We start from the raw sequence: 15,423 nt of genomic DNA on the forward strand, positions 1-15,423 counted from the left end.
CTTTAAAAATTAATTTTCATGAAAAAAAGATTTAGCTAAGTTAATTGTTTTTTGGATATCCTCATCGCTATGAGCTATCGACATAAAGCCAGCTTCATAAGCAGATGGAGCTAAATAAACACCATTATCTAGCATATACGCAAAAAACTTATTAAATATTTTTAAGTTTGTTTTACCAAGGTCTGAAAATGTGCTTATTGAGACTCTTTCATTACAGAAATATAAACCAAACATGCCTCCTAAAGATTTTGCATGAAAATCAAAATCATATAATCTTGCAGCTTCGTTTAAACCATCTACTAATTTCTTGGTTTTTTCCTCTAAATTATTATAAAAATCACTCTCAGCAATTTTTTCAAGAGTTTTTAATCCAGCTGTCATTGCTATAGGATTTCCTGAAAGAGTACCAGCCTGATATACAGGTCCTGCAGGTGAAATCATCTGCATAATATCTTTACGACCACCAAATGCTCCTACGGGCATGCCACCACCAATAACTTTACCTAAAGTTGTAATATCTGGTTTGATATTATAAACACTCTGAGCACCACCAAGAGCGACTCTAAAACCCGTCATGACCTCATCAAATATAAGCAGGCTATCATTTGTATCACAAATATTCCTAAGCTTAACTAAGAAATCTTCATTTGGAAATATCATATTCATATTTCCAGCAATGGGTTCTATTATGATACAAGCTATTTCACTTTTATATTTTTCAAAAAGTACTTTTATAGAATCAATATCATTAAAGCTAGCTACTAGAGTATCTTTAACAACATCCTCTGGTACGCCTGGGGAATTCGGTTGTCCTAAAGAGAGAGCTCCTGAACCTGCAGCTACCAAAAACTCATCAGCATGACCATGGTAGCATCCTTCAAATTTTATAATCTTATTTTTTCCAGTATATGCTCTAGCTAATCTAATAGCACTCATAGTAGCTTCTGTACCTGAGTTAACAAAACGCACTTGCTCAATATTTGGCATCAATTCAATTATTTTTTTTGCAAGGTCTACTTCTTGCTTACATGGAGCTCCATAACTAAGTCCATTTTCAAGCTGAGTTTTTATAGTGTCTAAAACATCATTGTCACCATGACCTAGAATCATTGGCCCCCATGACCCAATATAGTCAATATATTTATTCCAATCCACATCATATAAATAAGCCCCTTTAGCTGATTTAATAAATTTTGGAAAATCCTGACCTACGCTTCTAAAAGCTCTAACTGGTGAATTAACTCCACCAGGTATATATTGTTTGGCTTCTTGAAATAAACTTTCAGAGCCTAATTTATTCTCCATTTCCTTGTTCCTGTTCTAGTCTCATTTTATTAATTTTCTGCTCTACTGACTGCATCAATAAACTTGCAGTATTAATTTTTGTTGCCTTATAAATTTCTTGAATACCTGTTGGACTAGTAATGTTAATTTCCGTTAACTTATCACCAATCACATCAATACCAGCAAACATAACTCCTTGCTTTTTTAACTTTTTAGCAATTTTTTTAGCCATTTTATAGTCATCATTTTGTAGCTCTCTAACTTCTGCTGTAGCTCCTGCTGCTAAATTACCACGATTATCACTATCACTAGGAACTCTTGCTAATAAATATTTAATAGGTTCACCATCAACAATTAGGATTCTTTTATCACCATCTTTTATTGCTTTTTGATAGTCTTGAACCATAATGTATCTAGATTGATGCTGTGTTAAAACCTCTAGAATAACATTCTTATTTTTATCCCCTTCTTTTATTCTAAAAATAGAACTTCCACCCATACCATCTAATGGCTTAACAATAATATCCTTATATTTTACATAAAATTGATTAATCTTTTTATAACTTCGTGTAATCAATGTGTTCGGAGCAAACTTATGATAATTTGAAATAGCTACTTTTTCATTAAAATCTCTAAGAGCTTGTGGATTATTAACTATCAAGACATTGTTTTTTTTGGCTAAATCAAGCATATATGTCACATATATATACTCCATATCAAAAGGAGGATCTTTGCGCATAAATATACAATCTAAATCCAATAATGAAAAATCATGGTGCTGCGATAAGATTTCATACCAAATCTGTTTTGCTTTATGTATTTTTATTTTTAGAGCATCGCCCTTAGGTTTACCGTTAATTATTGACAAATCATTTAAATAAAAGGTATAAATCTCCCAGCCTTTATCTTGAGCTGCTTGTAGCATCATAAAAGTACTATCTTTAGAAATATTAAAAGTATTTAAATCATCTATTATAAATCCTACTTTCATTCTTTATCCTATTTTATATCCAATGTATTTTTTTAAATCTTTACCATTTAAAATATCTATTATATTTAGCATTTTTTTATTAGGGAATTGAAGTTGCTTAAACCTTATGATTTTATCATTAGTCGCAACATCAAATCCTAGTTTTGAAACTTCCAAAATTATTCCTGAACTTTTCTCACTTTGTTGATCGAGTATTTCAAAACCATTTATTTTAATAGCTTGCTTATCTAATATAAAAAATGCTGATGGCCAAGGTGTGAATGCTCGTATATGACAGCTTATCTCCCATGCAGTTTTATTAAAATCAATCAACCCTTCAGCTTTTGTGATTTTATGTGCATAAGTTGGCTCACCCTGTTGAGCTGTTGCCTTAATACTGTCAATTTTGTTTAAAGTTTCAAGTAATGGCTTAATTGATAATTTAGCGAATTTGTCATGCAGAGTTTGTGATGTATCACTATCTTTTATATCAATTTCAAATGTATTTAATATATTTCCAGTATCTAATCCTTCATCCATTTGCATTATACAAATACCTGTCTTATCATCCCCAGCTTGAATTGCTCGCTGAATTGGTGCAGCTCCTCGCCATTTTGGTAATAGTGAAACATGAATATTCAAACAACCATATTTTGGAATATCTAGAAATGATTTAGGTACAATTATACCATATGCAATAACTATAATAATATCAGGATTTAGTGCCTTTAATCTATCTAAAATCTGTGGTTCTTTTTTAATTGAAATCGGTTGCAGAATTTCTATATTATTGGCTAATGCTACTTCCTTAACTGGCGAATACTGAATTTTTTTGCCTCTGCCTTTTGCCCTATCAGGCTGTGTAAGTACTGCTTGGATATTATACTCATTCTGATATAAATCTTTTAAAACTTGTGCAGATATATCAGGAGTTCCCGCAAAAACAATATTTAATTTTTTCATTGTATTTATGCTCCTCTAAAAGCAAAAGATATAAGCTGAGCATCATTTTGTTCATTAAAAGGTAAACAAATATATTTCAAATTTGATATACCATTTTTAGCAGCTATCTTTATTGCAACTTTTAAATTTTCTTCACACACCATATTTTGACTCTGATTTCTTGAAGTTTGATGTCCAACAATATTTATTCTACCGAGATTATTACTTAAATCATCTCCATAGTTTATTTTTTTAACTACCACACTACTTTCAGCTATTGCATTACCTTCAAGAAATATAGAACTTGATAAAAAAACACCTTTAGACTCGGTTCTTACGCTTTCACCAAAAGCTTTTATACAGCCCAAAAATACCAAAATCACCAGAAATATATGAATTATATTTTGTTGAATCCTAGTCATCTAATTTTAATCCCTAAAAGCATATGCTCTTAATTGAACACTACTTAATTCATTAAGTTGCCCTTCTGGATATAAACAAACATATCTAATCTCATTAGCTCCATGCTTAGCTGCTATTAGCATCGCTTTATTCAAGCTTTGATTACAAAGCTTTTGAAAGTCTTTTTCATCATTTATAAAAGTTACTGTTCTAATTTGTCCTATATTACCATTAGCGTCACTTTGATAATGAAGATTAAACACTTTAACTTTATTTGGATCAGTAGCAGGAAGTTTTGCAGCATATTTTGCTAGAAACACTCCTTTAGTTTGATAGCTTTTATTTGAGGTAAAAAAATATACGCAACTGCCAAATATTATTAGGATAATTACTATATACATTACATTTTGCTTGAATCTATTCATTTGTGATATCTTCTTAACTCTATTGTTTAGTATAATATCACATCTATATACTTTGCTAAATTTAAAAATCGCCAAAATACTCCCATATAATTAAGTAGTAATTCTTCAAAGAGTCATTATTCTAGCAAAGTGGTAAAACTGCTAATTCAATTCTCACAAAATATTAATTTATCATTATTAAATATATTAGATAGTATTGTATATTTACTTCTTCTGTTATCTTGACATGTATAGATAAGGTTACAAATTTTATAAAAATTTACTATTTCTAAATTAGTAAACACGTATATAAACATTTCCTAAATATAATTTATCTCCCAACAATTATGAATATTTTTATTAGATAAAAAGTCACGAGAAAGGCATTTTTTATCAATATTTGCACACTTGAATTTTTTTAAGATTTCTTCAGAAATTTTAAAGCGGCGATAATTGTTTGAAAAATAAAGTATTCCATCTTTTTTTAGTAAGCTCATTGATAAATTAATAAGCATTTCATGATCACGTTGGACATCTAATATATCATCCATACGTTTAGAGTTTGAGAAAGTTGGTGGATCTAAAAATATTACATCAAATTTTTGAGTGGACGATTTAAGCCAACTAATACAGTCAGCTTGAATAAACTCATGTTCAGATACATTTAATTCATTAAGTTTAAAATTACGTTTACCCCAATCAAGATAAGTATTAGACATATCTACACTTGTGACTTTAGCCCCTTTTAAAGCAGCATGTACACTAGCTGTGCAAGTATAGCTAAATAAATTTAATAAAGTTTTATTCTGTGCTGATTTTGCTACTAACTGTCTAATCTTACGATGATCTAAAAAAATCCCAGTATCTAAGTAATCTTCAAAATTCACGTAAAACTTAGCATCAAATTCATTTATAACGTGAAAATTATTATTATCATTTTCTTTTTGATACTGTTCTTTGCCCTTCTGACGCTGACGTACCCTTGTATGAATGTTTTCATACTTCACATCAAGTGTCTTATGTATTTGATAAATAGCTTGATAAAATCTCTGTTTAGCCATATTTTGATCTATAGTTGAATCTGCACGGTATTCTTGTAAAAAGACATGCTCACCATAGACATCTACTGCTACTGCAAAAGTTGGAATATCCGCATCATATAAACGATAACACTCTATATTTGCTTGCTTTAACCATGGTTTTAAACTTTTGAGATTTTTTTTAAGTTTATTAGAAAAATCTATATGTTCATCTGACTTTAGTGCACTAGCCTCTGCTATTCGAACATTTTTCTCAAGCTGACTTTCGTGTTTAAACTTAGCATGCTCATTAATATCAAATTGATATAAAATAGTTTCAATTGCGCCATTATAAAATTTATTACGCTTGGTGGATCTAAGTTGCATTTCTTTTATAGATTCAGCAAAACTTGTAAGTATTGCTACTTTCCAACCATAAAAATCTTGAGATAGCCTATCACCAAAACCATTAAATATATCAAGAAGCTCATCAAGCTGATCACCATATAATCTTTCACCATACGGTGGGTTTGTGACTATTAAGCCATCATTTTCAAACACATTTTCAATATCTCGGATATCTTGACGTTTAATATTTATAACATCATCAACTTCTGCTTGATAAATATTTTTCTCTGCTTTATCAAGTACATTATTATCAATATCATAACCCTGAATAATAGCATTTGTACTTTTATTAGATTTTTCAGCTAAATTTAATAAATCAGTCCATAAACTATCATTATGGATTTTTGAATCAAATATCTTAAAATTTTTGTTCAATAAAATAGGTGCAATATTTTTAGCCATCAAAGCTGCTTCAATAAGGATAGTTCCAGAACCACACATAGGGTCAATAAGTATTGGTTGATCTTTATTAAGCTCTTCTAGCCATCCTGCCTTCATAAGTATAGCCGCAGCTAAAGATTCTTTGAGAGGTGCTTGACCTTGAAACTGTCTATAACTACGCTTATGTAAACTATCAATATTCAAACATAGAAATACATTGACAAACTGTTTATGTAAATGAAGCTTAATCACATTATCTGGATTATCAGTATCAATATCTGGACGCTGATTTGTCGCCTCTCTAAATTGATCTACAATGGCATCTTTCGCCTTCTGTGAGACAAACATCGTATTATTAAAATCATAATGCTTGCCTGAAATTATAATCTTAAAAGTTTTATCAGCATCAAAATAACTTTGCCAATCTATAGCATATATACTTTCATATAAGCTCTGTTGATCAGTCACTTTTTCAGTAGCTATTTTCAACATAACTTGACTTGCTAAATGAGAATAAATACAAACCTTATAAGCCTGCTCTAATGTCCCATCAAACTCAACTCCAGCAAGTTTTTCTTGGGCGATAATATTTAATTTTTGTAGTTCATCTTTTAATAAAAGCTCAATGCCTTTTGCACAGCTAACGAAGAAAGTACTATTTTGCATAGAAAAATATAAATTATAGAATATGTCTTAACATAATATATTAATTAATACAAATAACAATGATATTAGAAACTTAATATTTTTTGTTTATAAAAAAAATTAGCCTAAAAATATATCTCAAGAAACTAGTTAATATTTTACTGTAAAAAACTATACAGAGTATCTCACAGTGATACACTTGTAATGTCGGTAGCAATACTGACTATATTAACCAATGAAGATATAATAAGGAACTGTTATGAAAAATAAAATATAGTTAATCTGATAATATTGTGCTAAAGACGTGAGTAATAGCATCAGATTAACTATAGCTACAAATACCTTAATAAATTTAGACACATAACCAAGATCTATCATATTCTTGTCAGTTATAATCAACGGTTTTCTTAATTTAAGTTGAAATAAAATAGTTCGAATATTTTTTATTGAGCTTTCACCTATATATAGGTTTCTTGGTAAGATAATAGCTTTCACTTTACATCTCCAAAACATTAAATAAATTTTGTACATTTCACTTTAGCATAGTTTTTTAAAAAAAAGATTTCATTTAATGCAAAAGTATATAAAAAATAATTATATTTGTATGGCATGCTACATAAAGCTTATTGAATAAAAATGTTTATTTTTATAAATTGTGATGTATAATTAACGCCATATTACTCGCATAGCTCAGTTGGTTAGAGTACTACCTTGACATGGTGAAATAATCCTTTTTTCAGAATATAATAATTTATCTTCATACTATCAAAATCATTCAAATATAAGGCTTTCATACATAAGTATGTATTTCTATGTATAATCATTATATAATAAAGATTAAATAATGTAGTACCTAGCGTAGTACCTAATTTATCAAAAAGGAGATTTACTTATGCCAAGCATCGAATTTTCAAGAGAATTTATTAAAAATCTAGATACTGCAAATATAACTAAATATATAGACTATTTTGATACTGATATTAAAGGCTTAATATTAAGGGTATCAAAAACAAATTTAAAAACATATCGTCTCAAATACTACATAAAAAGAAAGCAATATATCTACACTATTGGAAGGCACGGTGTCATAACCCTTACTCAAGCTAAAAAAGAAGCTCAACGTTTGATTGGATTAATCTCTCAAGGAATAGACGTTGCTAATGAGAAAAAAACTAGTCAAGATAACATGTCAAAAGACATAACTCTTAAAGAATATGTCGATAACTTTTATTTTGATTGGTATAAAAAAAATAATAAGAATACAGCTGCATTAGAGTTCTCATTAGGTAAACCCCTAAAAAAATTATTAAATAATAAACTCTCAGAATTAAATAATAAAAATGAAATGATTAAGTACTTGAATGCTTATCAAATGAAAAATGATACATCAGATGCTACCTATAATAGAATGCTGTCAACTCTAAAAGGGATGTTTAGTAGAGCTTATGAGTTTGAATACATTAAAATCAACAATATCAAAGATATTAAACCTCTAAAAATAAACACAAAAAAAATTAGATACTTATCGGATGCTGAGACAAACAGATTCTTTGATGCTCTTAATATGTTAAATAATACTCAAGCACAAGAAATTATTAAAGTTGCTTACTTTACAGGCATGAGAAAAGGCGAAATTTTAAGTTTATCAATCGATGATATTGATTTCAAGACAAATCAAATAGTACTTAAATCTGAGAATACAAAATCTAGTAAAATAAGATATATACCAATGCACAAAGATGTATTAGATATAGTTAAATCTAAACAACAGAATATAAAATATTTGTTCATTTCTGAAAAAACAGAAACTAAATACCATAATATTAATAAGTCATGGCGAAAACTAATGTCAATTTCCCAAATTGAAAACTTTCGTTTTCACGACCTAAGACACAATTTTTGTAGCATGCTAGTAATGAAGGGTGTGCCAATATATACAGTAGCACAGTTGGCTGGTCATGCTGATGTCAAAACAACACAGATATATGCTCATCTAAGTCCAGATGTTAAGAAGTCAGCTATTGATTTATTATAAAAAAAATCACTCAAGCTCTTTCAAAGTAAGCTGCAAAGAAGTACTATAGCCACTTTTTGAAATTGCGTGAGAAGCTGTTTTGATGTACCAATTTTGCGGTATATCGTCTCTTAGACCGATTATTTTTATAGGTAAACCTGAGATTAAATCTGGATTCCCAGATGTTGAGATATTAAGTGTATCATTATCAAGCGCTGACGTATTATAGACTTTTTGGGCGGTTGCTTTAGCTATTTGTTCATTATCATAGAGATATGATAGTTTATTAACTGGCTCACCCTCTCCAATAGTTACAGTTTTTATTGTTGCATCATCTGTATTTTGATAATTAGCTTGTACTGATCTAAATTTTGCGGTTTTCTTGCAACTGTATGAGACACTGCTAATATCTTCTATATCAAGCTCGATAGTTTCAAGTTTAGTACCTTTCGTATTTGCGCCTTTCTCATCTTTTAGCACTAGGATTTTGCTATGGGTTGGCTTTAGGATGCCATTATATAATCTTACAATTCTATATAAAAATGCGATACCACTTTCGTTTTGTTGATCGATATGTTCGATCGTTATTTGGGCTAATTTGGGGTTAATTTCAGTTTCTAGATTATGCTCTTGTGCTATTTGTTGTACTATTTCGCCAAGAGTTATATCGTCAAAAGATCTCTCTTGAGCTGTTTGCATTGATTTATATGTCAAAGATTCTGTAAATGGTACGCTACTTGCGACTATATCGATGAACGAGCCTTGACCTTTATTTAGACTATATTTCGTATCAGCAATGAAAAAATAGCCAAAATCTCTCAAATCATCATCATAACCTAAAAAAACCTGTAATTTTGTACTATTTTGCGGAAATTCTAGTTCATCATTTGCATCTGCTAATCTAATCGAGAAACCATCAGCATTATCGCCTATAGTATCAGTTATACTTATACTGAAACTACCAAGAGATTTGATTTTATCTGTGATATCTTTACCATTTGCTAATATTTGAAAATCTATCACCATAAAGCAACCTTGCGTTGTTTGCTCGGTTTTTCGATTTCTGGAAGTTTGATTATTAATCCAGCTGGAAAAATAGTGCCATAAGCAGCTAAATTACGATTATACTCAAGCACTAACTCAGTAAAGTCAGTACTTTTATAATACTTAAAACAAATCGCATCGAGCATATCGCCCTGTTTTGTTAGATATTCAATCATACTATACCTTTGACATACGCTTTTGATTCTTCTAATAGTGAACTATCTGGATAACGCTGCAAATTAAGTGAGTATGTTGTCTCATCTGCGTTCATCTCATCTTGTGAGATGCCATCGATAACCCACTTGCCATATATAACTCCATCAATATCAAATAAAAAATTAGGTGTAGCACTTTCTGATAATTCACGCATTGTGATTAAAGCTGCTTTTTCTGTAGCACCTGAGACATTACTTACAGTAGGTAAGCTCAAGCCTGAAATGCTCATTGACTCAGCTTGTGAGCCTGTGTTTTGCAGTATTGGTGCATTATTAATTCTGTCTAATTTTGCCCAGTTGTTTGAATATGATTTTGTGATCTTATTGTATGTAACTGTATTTACACCCAAGGGCATAGAGCCTAAAATTAATCCAACAACATTCATATAATCTCCTTAATATATACCATGGCCAAAACGCCCATATAAAGGCATTGTTGCAGCTTTTATCGCCTCTTCAACATGTTTCTTATCAGCATTTCCTTGAATTGTAATCGTGTTATGTAAGCTTACATTATTGTTTTTATTGCTTGTTTGATTATTACGATTTTCTCTTAGCTTAGTTGCAACAGCATCCATACCTGCAAAAGTTGATGTTTTGTTAAGGTTTATTTCTTTGTTATCGTCTTCGCCATTCCACCATTTTTTTATACTTTGAGCTTTATCAGAAATCCAACCAATAGAATTAGATAACCATTCAAATTTATTTTTTAAAAAATCTATGCTCTGAACTAATGTCGCTTTTATACTTCCAAAAATATTAACCACGCTATTTTTAACTAATCCCAGACCTTTTATAAAAGAATTATAGTTAATCTGATAATATTATGCTAAAGACGTGAGTAATAGCATCAGATAAATTATCAAAAGAATTATTTACTTTTCTTAAAATTCTTTTAAAATTGGCCCAAATTTTTTCTATAGGATTTAAATCAGGAGAATAAGCAGGAAGGTATAGTATCTGTATATCAAACTTCTCTGCTATTTTAGCCAATTTAGGAGACTTATGAAAACTAGCATTATCCATAACAACAGTAGTCTTTGGAATTAACTCAGGACATAAATGCTCTTCAAACCACTGATTAAAAATTTGAGTATCTGTATATCCAGTATACTCTAGCGGTGCTATAATCTTCTTTTCTAAATAGTTATAACCAGCAACTATACTTTTTCTCTGAGTTTGATAAGCAATAACTTCACCATAGCTAGGTTTACCAACAAGAGACCATCCTCTTAGTACAGACTGTTTATTATCCATACCCATTTCATCTAAATATACAAGTTTGTTAGGTTCAATAGTCTCAACAACCTCTATAAAACTTTGCCTATCTTGTTCTTTTCTTTGCTTATATTTAGGTGTCTTTTTTAAAAACTAAAACCAAGTCTGGTAAGACAATCATAAAATGTGCTTCTAGGTATTTCAGGAGCTAATGCTTCTCTAATATCTAAAGCCATTGCATCTGGATATGTTCTTAAGTAGCTTTCTATCGCTTCCTTATCTGTAAAGGTTGCTACTCTACCGCAACCCAAGCCTTGCTTAGATTTATAATCACCAGTTGTCTCGTATAAGTTTATCCAAGATCTAGTAGTACGGATATCTATATTAAAAAAATTACTTAGCTCTTTGTCTGTTAGGCCTTCTTTATATTTAGTTATTACGATATCTCTGAAATCTTGGCTATATGATGACATTTTTTCTAAATATTATAACATTATTGTCAAATAACTATCGGATTAACTATATTAGTGATCGCTTGTGTTGCTGTATCCCATAAGGAAACAACAGATGCTGAAAAAGAGCTAAAAAACTCTTGAACATCATATAACCAACCACCTAATTTTTCACCAAAACTCCATAAAGAACTAAAAAAAACACCAACTACTTTGCCTGTAACTAAAAGAAAACTTGATACAGCACTAAATACTGTTTTTGCAGTTGCTGCCCATTCTCTGACTTTATCTTGGTTTTTGGAAATCCAGCTTGTGATATTATCAAAAGTCTGCGTAAAAGTTGGCAACAATGCATTTCCTATAGCAAATGAAACACTTTTAATACTTGTACTCATATTTAAAAAAGCATCGACATTTTGTTCTGCTCCTCTTAATGATTTCTCACTTAAGACATAACCAATCCTTTCACCTTTATCACCTAATATCTCCATCTCTTTTGAACCGTTTTTCAACATATTAACCATGCCCACACCGCTTCGCCCAAATAACAAAGTCGCAATACGTAAACGCTCTTGTTTATTTTCTACATGCTGAATCTTATCAGCGATCAAAGCCATCGACTCTTCTGGTTTTAGCTCTTTTAATTCCATCGCAGATAGCCCAAGCATATCCATCGCTTTTTTAGGTTCTGCTAATCCCATCGCCGCATCGATAGTATTTTTTTGCATCTGTGATAATGACTTATCAAACTCTTGAGTACTCATGCCCGCAATTTCAGCTGCATAACGTAAACGTTGTAACTCTCGAGTACCTATACCGAGCTTATCCGCAGTTTTTGCAACATTATCACCATGATTTGCAAAACTATTTGAGAGCTTATAAGCAGCTGTAGTTGCTAATAAACCACGACTTAAAAAACGTACACTTGAACCAACAGCTTGAAAACCTTTCGCTCTACGTTGCATAGATTTTTGTGTTTTTTCTAAAGCATTTTTGAGGCGTTTTTCTTCACCTGTAAGATTAGCAGTATCAACACCTGCCTTTTTTAGCTCTCTTCTTGTTTGTCCTGTTTTTTGGCGTTGCTCATTAAATTTATGATTAGTGTTTGAGACTTCTTTTTTGAGCTTATCAATTCTAGCTCTTAGAGCTTCACTTGAGCCACCTGAAGCTTTATATTGAGTATCTAAACTACTTAGATTAGCTTTTTGTTGTCTTAGTTTATCTGTCAATTTAGACATTGCTGCTTTATCAGCATGAAATTTTGATACTAAAGTTTGCTTTGTTTTAAGTTGATTTTCTTTATTAGCTAGCCAATCAAGTTTTCGAATACTACTACCAATAGCAGCATTAAAACTATTGTTAACAGCACCGCCAATAGTGAAATTAAGCTTCTTATTTTGCATCATTTTTTAACTCCAATAAAGAGATCGCTTCTTCATAAAAATATTTAATTTGTGTGATTGATAAATTCTCAAGCTCACTATATTGCCAACCGGTTTGTGTAGCAATCATAAAAAAAGCTCGATCTAAATCTTTGGGTCATAATTAGTAGCTCCCATAGCTGCCAAAGCTTCAGTTAATTTATTACTATCACATATTGCAAGATTATCTAATGATTCTTGTGAGATATTAGTTAGTCGTATTAACATTTGATCTTCTTTTTCAACATCATCTTCAAAATTTTGGACAAATTTATAATCTGCACGAGTCGGCTCACGCATTTTTATAGCTTTTGTCTTTTTAGCGTTGATTAGCTCTATTTCATCTCTTAAGCAAATATCTTTGAGCATACTTTCTCCTAACTAACAACTGCTAGTTGATTTTCATCGTTAATTTTTCTGACACCATTCAGTGCATCTATCTCAAGTACATCATCGCCAGCAATATTAAGACGATAATAATTAACAGACATTTTAAGATTACTTTTGCCTTTTTCTTCTGGTGCAAGATCACCATTATCAAGCTCAGCTATATAACCTCTAAGCTCAGCTACTACAGCCTCATCATCACCATTATCATTCCTGATTTTACCTCTGATAATCAGTGGTGTGTCAGAATTTCCGATAACTTTATATAGAGCTTTTTGTATGCCCTCGATCTCAATAGTTGCCTCCATTTTCTCAACTTTCCCAGTATCAAGATCTACAGGAGCAGCCATCCCCGCACCAAAATGTTCGAGCATTTTTGGCGTGATTTTCGGTAAGGTCGCTTTGATCGCTTTGCCAATATAATTCGAACCATCAACATACACACTAAAATTAAGTAATAAACCATTGAACATCACATAACTCCTTAATTAAAAATTTCTTCAATATAATCATTAGTAAGCTTTGATTTTATCTGGATATGTTGGGCTGGATATACCGCAGTAAAATCAAAATTAAGTGTTAATTTGCCTGATGCGATTTCGCTTGCAGTGTTATTATCAGCATCAACCCAACACCTACCACCTAGGATTTTTTCTTGTCGAATAAGACTTCTAATATAGCTATTAACAGACATAACGACATCTTCCACAAGAGTTTTTGTAATGCCTCGATCAACTGCCCATTTATGTGCTAATTTGATCGATTCATTAATCATATCAGCAGTTCTTCTAACCGATAAAAATTGCCATTTTGTATCACTTGATAAACTATAGTTACCCCAAACCCTAAACCCCTGATCATTAATGATTGTTGCGACTTTATTTTCATTGAGATAATTAGCACGACAACTAGAGCTACTATCATAATCAATAGCACGCTCTGTATTATTAATCCCATAAATAACATGATTCGAAGGCGAATAATGCCAACCATAATCAGTATCTATACGCACGATATGACCTGCAATATATGCTGAATTTGCAACTACTGTTTCTACACCTTCTTTTGTTATAATTACACGTGGATCAACTAAATAAATACGTGCTGAGTCGAAGTTATTTGCATATGTTATTGCAGCTTCTTCTGTCGTGCTTGGTGCTTCTGCGATAATGATTGCTTTTAATCTCTCAGCGATTGGGATCATCGCATTAATTACACCAATTTCGTTAGTAAATGTCGGGGCTATAAGTAGTTTAGAAGTTAGTTGTAATTGTGACTGAGCATCTAATAAAGCTTGTAATCCTGTACGTTGTGCTGTCTGCTCATCAACTCTACCGATAATATTAGCTAACTGCAATGCACTATCTGCATTCTCTTCAACTCTGATAACTACCACCATCGCACCCACACCCGATGCAAATATGCCTGTAATTGCATCAGCTAGAGTACCAGTATCACCTAATTTAGCGATCTTTGCTAATTCTTGACCTACTAAAAGTACAGGCTTATTAAGCGGAAAAACTTCCGCATCGGCTTCTGGTGCTGTACCCACTAGCCCAATTACGCTTGAGCGTACTGTCTTGATTAAGCGTGAGCCTGAATTATCTTCAATAATCTCAACGCCATGAAAAAAACTATCTGACATTTTTATCTCCTTTTTTATTAATCTCTTTATCAAATAAAATATTAATCTTACTTTCGATACTTGCTAAATTTTTCGAATTTGAATCGGTAATGTCATACAGACTGCTAATATCTTTCTGCATGATTCTTGGTGAAGGGCTATTGCTTTGCTGCTCTACATATATCGAAAAAATTGCAATTAGTGCCATTATCAAAAAAGCAAATATTGAACCTGAAATAGCTAAAGTCTTCGCAGATCCAATGCTCTGAAAAACGATTTTATTAAGCTTTGTAGTATCTTTTACAATATCTTCGACGCTACTTTTAACATCTTTAATATCACTTTTGATATCTTTAACTTCTCTTTCTAATAATGAAATTTTAATTTCGCTCATCATCACAGCTAATTTTTATTTATAATTAAATTTTAAAGCTTTTTTTATTTTGAATCTGGGCAAGTTTTATTTGATAAACTAATTCCTAAAAAAATTGTAAAGAGAGTTGATCTTTTTCTGCTGGGGCTGGATGTGCGTATAATCATACTAGACCAGATGTTGAAATTGTGTTTAATAATGAAAAAGAATATGAAAATAA

The 15,423-nt window shown here is 31.2% G+C and carries 18 protein-coding genes; 1 reads left to right on the forward strand and 17 read right to left on the reverse strand.

The annotated features are described in order from the left end of the window. Positions 1 to 9: 9 nt before the first annotated feature. The 7 genes from hemL to ACR0PV_RS05560 all read right to left on the reverse strand — a co-directional run bounded on the left by hemL (position 10) and on the right by ACR0PV_RS05560 (position 6,986). Positions 10 to 1,305: a glutamate-1-semialdehyde 2,1-aminomutase gene (gene hemL, locus ACR0PV_RS05530; protein ID WP_488172158.1), complete on the reverse strand. Its 1,296-nt coding sequence runs from the start codon at positions 1,303 to 1,305 to the stop codon at positions 10 to 12. Continuing rightward, a complete protein-coding gene (gshB, locus tag ACR0PV_RS05535; protein ID WP_488172159.1) occupies positions 1,295 to 2,275 on the reverse strand; it encodes a glutathione synthase in 981 nt (326 codons plus the stop codon). The genes hemL and gshB overlap by 11 nt, the downstream gene beginning before the upstream one ends. 3 nt (positions 2,276 to 2,278) lie before the next feature. Beyond that, positions 2,279 to 3,217, reverse strand: coding sequence for a methionyl-tRNA formyltransferase (gene fmt / locus ACR0PV_RS05540; RefSeq protein ID WP_488172160.1), 939 nt, complete (start codon positions 3,215 to 3,217; stop codon positions 2,279 to 2,281). A 5-nt stretch (positions 3,218 to 3,222) separates the two neighbouring features. Next, a complete protein-coding gene (locus ACR0PV_RS05545; RefSeq protein ID WP_488172161.1) occupies positions 3,223 to 3,618 on the reverse strand; it encodes a hypothetical protein in 396 nt (131 codons plus the stop codon). Between the two features lie 6 nt (positions 3,619 to 3,624). Continuing rightward, positions 3,625 to 4,023, reverse strand: a complete 399-nt coding sequence (fvfA, locus tag ACR0PV_RS05550) for a Francisella virulence factor A (protein WP_488172162.1) — start codon at positions 4,021 to 4,023, stop codon at positions 3,625 to 3,627. 299 nt (positions 4,024 to 4,322) lie between these two features. After that, positions 4,323 to 6,476 carry a bifunctional 23S rRNA (guanine(2069)-N(7))-methyltransferase RlmK/23S rRNA (guanine(2445)-N(2))-methyltransferase RlmL gene (rlmKL, locus tag ACR0PV_RS05555; RefSeq protein WP_488172163.1) on the reverse strand — a complete coding sequence of 718 codons (2,154 nt, stop codon included), beginning with the start codon at positions 6,474 to 6,476 and terminating at the stop codon, positions 4,323 to 4,325. Between the two features lie 207 nt (positions 6,477 to 6,683). Further along, entirely contained in the window at positions 6,684 to 6,986 is a 303-nt protein-coding gene (locus ACR0PV_RS05560) for a hypothetical protein (protein ID WP_488172164.1), read from the reverse strand. 361 nt (positions 6,987 to 7,347) lie between these two features. Between ACR0PV_RS05560 and ACR0PV_RS05565 the strand changes: the two genes are divergently transcribed. Beyond that, on the forward strand, positions 7,348 to 8,490 hold the full coding sequence (locus ACR0PV_RS05565) for a site-specific integrase (RefSeq protein WP_488172165.1): 1,143 nt from the start codon (positions 7,348 to 7,350) through the stop codon (positions 8,488 to 8,490). A gap of 6 nt (positions 8,491 to 8,496) precedes the next feature. On the opposite strand, the gene ACR0PV_RS05570 is transcribed toward ACR0PV_RS05565, so the two are convergent. The 10 genes from ACR0PV_RS05570 to ACR0PV_RS05615 all read right to left on the reverse strand — a co-directional run bounded on the left by ACR0PV_RS05570 (position 8,497) and on the right by ACR0PV_RS05615 (position 15,227). Continuing rightward, positions 8,497 to 9,495, reverse strand: a complete 999-nt coding sequence (locus tag ACR0PV_RS05570) for a phage late control D family protein (protein WP_488172166.1) — start codon at positions 9,493 to 9,495, stop codon at positions 8,497 to 8,499. Next, positions 9,489 to 9,689, reverse strand: coding sequence for a tail protein X (locus ACR0PV_RS05575; protein WP_488172167.1), 201 nt, complete (start codon positions 9,687 to 9,689; stop codon positions 9,489 to 9,491). The genes ACR0PV_RS05570 and ACR0PV_RS05575 overlap by 7 nt, the downstream gene beginning before the upstream one ends. After that, positions 9,686 to 10,114, reverse strand: coding sequence for a phage tail protein (locus tag ACR0PV_RS05580; protein ID WP_488172168.1), 429 nt, complete (start codon positions 10,112 to 10,114; stop codon positions 9,686 to 9,688). The genes ACR0PV_RS05575 and ACR0PV_RS05580 overlap by 4 nt, the downstream gene beginning before the upstream one ends. Before the next feature lie 9 nt (positions 10,115 to 10,123). Beyond that, positions 10,124 to 10,495 (reverse strand): hypothetical protein, encoded by a 372-nt coding sequence (locus ACR0PV_RS05585; RefSeq protein ID WP_488172169.1) that lies wholly within the window; start codon positions 10,493 to 10,495, stop codon positions 10,124 to 10,126. 43 nt (positions 10,496 to 10,538) lie between these two features. Beyond that, a protein-coding gene (locus tag ACR0PV_RS05590) for an IS630 family transposase (protein ID WP_488172170.1) occupies positions 10,539 to 11,419 on the reverse strand; the annotation gives its coding sequence in 2 pieces (ribosomal slippage) (positions 10,539 to 11,095 and positions 11,095 to 11,419; 882 coding nt in all). A 26-nt stretch (positions 11,420 to 11,445) separates the two neighbouring features. Further along, entirely contained in the window at positions 11,446 to 12,804 is a 1,359-nt protein-coding gene (locus ACR0PV_RS05595; RefSeq protein WP_488172171.1) for a phage tail tape measure protein, read from the reverse strand. Between the two features lie 120 nt (positions 12,805 to 12,924). Continuing rightward, positions 12,925 to 13,188 carry a phage tail assembly protein gene (locus ACR0PV_RS05600; protein ID WP_488172172.1) on the reverse strand — a complete coding sequence of 88 codons (264 nt, stop codon included), beginning with the start codon at positions 13,186 to 13,188 and terminating at the stop codon, positions 12,925 to 12,927. Positions 13,189 to 13,196: 8 nt separating this feature from the next. Next, positions 13,197 to 13,679, reverse strand: coding sequence for a phage major tail tube protein (locus ACR0PV_RS05605; protein ID WP_488172173.1), 483 nt, complete (start codon positions 13,677 to 13,679; stop codon positions 13,197 to 13,199). 11 nt (positions 13,680 to 13,690) lie between these two features. Further along, positions 13,691 to 14,851 (reverse strand): phage tail sheath C-terminal domain-containing protein, encoded by a 1,161-nt coding sequence (locus ACR0PV_RS05610; protein WP_488172174.1) that lies wholly within the window; start codon positions 14,849 to 14,851, stop codon positions 13,691 to 13,693. After that, entirely contained in the window at positions 14,841 to 15,227 is a 387-nt protein-coding gene (locus ACR0PV_RS05615; RefSeq protein WP_488172175.1) for a hypothetical protein, read from the reverse strand. Before ACR0PV_RS05615 ends, ACR0PV_RS05610 begins: the two co-directional genes overlap by 11 nt. Positions 15,228 to 15,423 lie beyond the last annotated feature (196 nt).

It is taken from the genome of Francisella sp. AG1, assembly GCF_057683165.1.

What these genes read in the sequence shown, in the direction of transcription:
- hemL (WP_488172158.1), bottom strand. Translation starts at nt 1,305, where the DNA reads ATGGAGAATAAATTAGGCTCTGAAAGTTTATTTCAAGAAGCCAAACAA.
- gshB (WP_488172159.1), bottom strand. Translation starts at nt 2,275, where the DNA reads ATGAAAGTAGGATTTATAATAGATGATTTAAATACTTTTAATATTTCT.
- fmt (WP_488172160.1), bottom strand. Translation starts at nt 3,217, where the DNA reads ATGAAAAAATTAAATATTGTTTTTGCGGGAACTCCTGATATATCTGCA.
- ACR0PV_RS05545 (WP_488172161.1), bottom strand. Translation starts at nt 3,618, where the DNA reads ATGACTAGGATTCAACAAAATATAATTCATATATTTCTGGTGATTTTG.
- fvfA (WP_488172162.1), bottom strand. Translation starts at nt 4,023, where the DNA reads ATGAATAGATTCAAGCAAAATGTAATGTATATAGTAATTATCCTAATA.
- rlmKL (WP_488172163.1), bottom strand. Translation starts at nt 6,476, where the DNA reads ATGCAAAATAGTACTTTCTTCGTTAGCTGTGCAAAAGGCATTGAGCTT.
- ACR0PV_RS05560 (WP_488172164.1), bottom strand. Translation starts at nt 6,986, where the DNA reads ATGTACAAAATTTATTTAATGTTTTGGAGATGTAAAGTGAAAGCTATT.
- ACR0PV_RS05565 (WP_488172165.1), top strand. Translation starts at nt 7,348, where the DNA reads ATGCCAAGCATCGAATTTTCAAGAGAATTTATTAAAAATCTAGATACT.
- ACR0PV_RS05570 (WP_488172166.1), bottom strand. Translation starts at nt 9,495, where the DNA reads ATGGTGATAGATTTTCAAATATTAGCAAATGGTAAAGATATCACAGAT.
- ACR0PV_RS05575 (WP_488172167.1), bottom strand. Translation starts at nt 9,689, where the DNA reads ATGATTGAATATCTAACAAAACAGGGCGATATGCTCGATGCGATTTGT.
- ACR0PV_RS05580 (WP_488172168.1), bottom strand. Translation starts at nt 10,114, where the DNA reads ATGAATGTTGTTGGATTAATTTTAGGCTCTATGCCCTTGGGTGTAAAT.
- ACR0PV_RS05595 (WP_488172171.1), bottom strand. Translation starts at nt 12,804, where the DNA reads ATGATGCAAAATAAGAAGCTTAATTTCACTATTGGCGGTGCTGTTAAC.
- ACR0PV_RS05600 (WP_488172172.1), bottom strand. Translation starts at nt 13,188, where the DNA reads ATGCTCAAAGATATTTGCTTAAGAGATGAAATAGAGCTAATCAACGCT.
- ACR0PV_RS05605 (WP_488172173.1), bottom strand. Translation starts at nt 13,679, where the DNA reads ATGTTCAATGGTTTATTACTTAATTTTAGTGTGTATGTTGATGGTTCG.
- ACR0PV_RS05610 (WP_488172174.1), bottom strand. Translation starts at nt 14,851, where the DNA reads ATGTCAGATAGTTTTTTTCATGGCGTTGAGATTATTGAAGATAATTCA.
- ACR0PV_RS05615 (WP_488172175.1), bottom strand. Translation starts at nt 15,227, where the DNA reads ATGATGAGCGAAATTAAAATTTCATTATTAGAAAGAGAAGTTAAAGAT.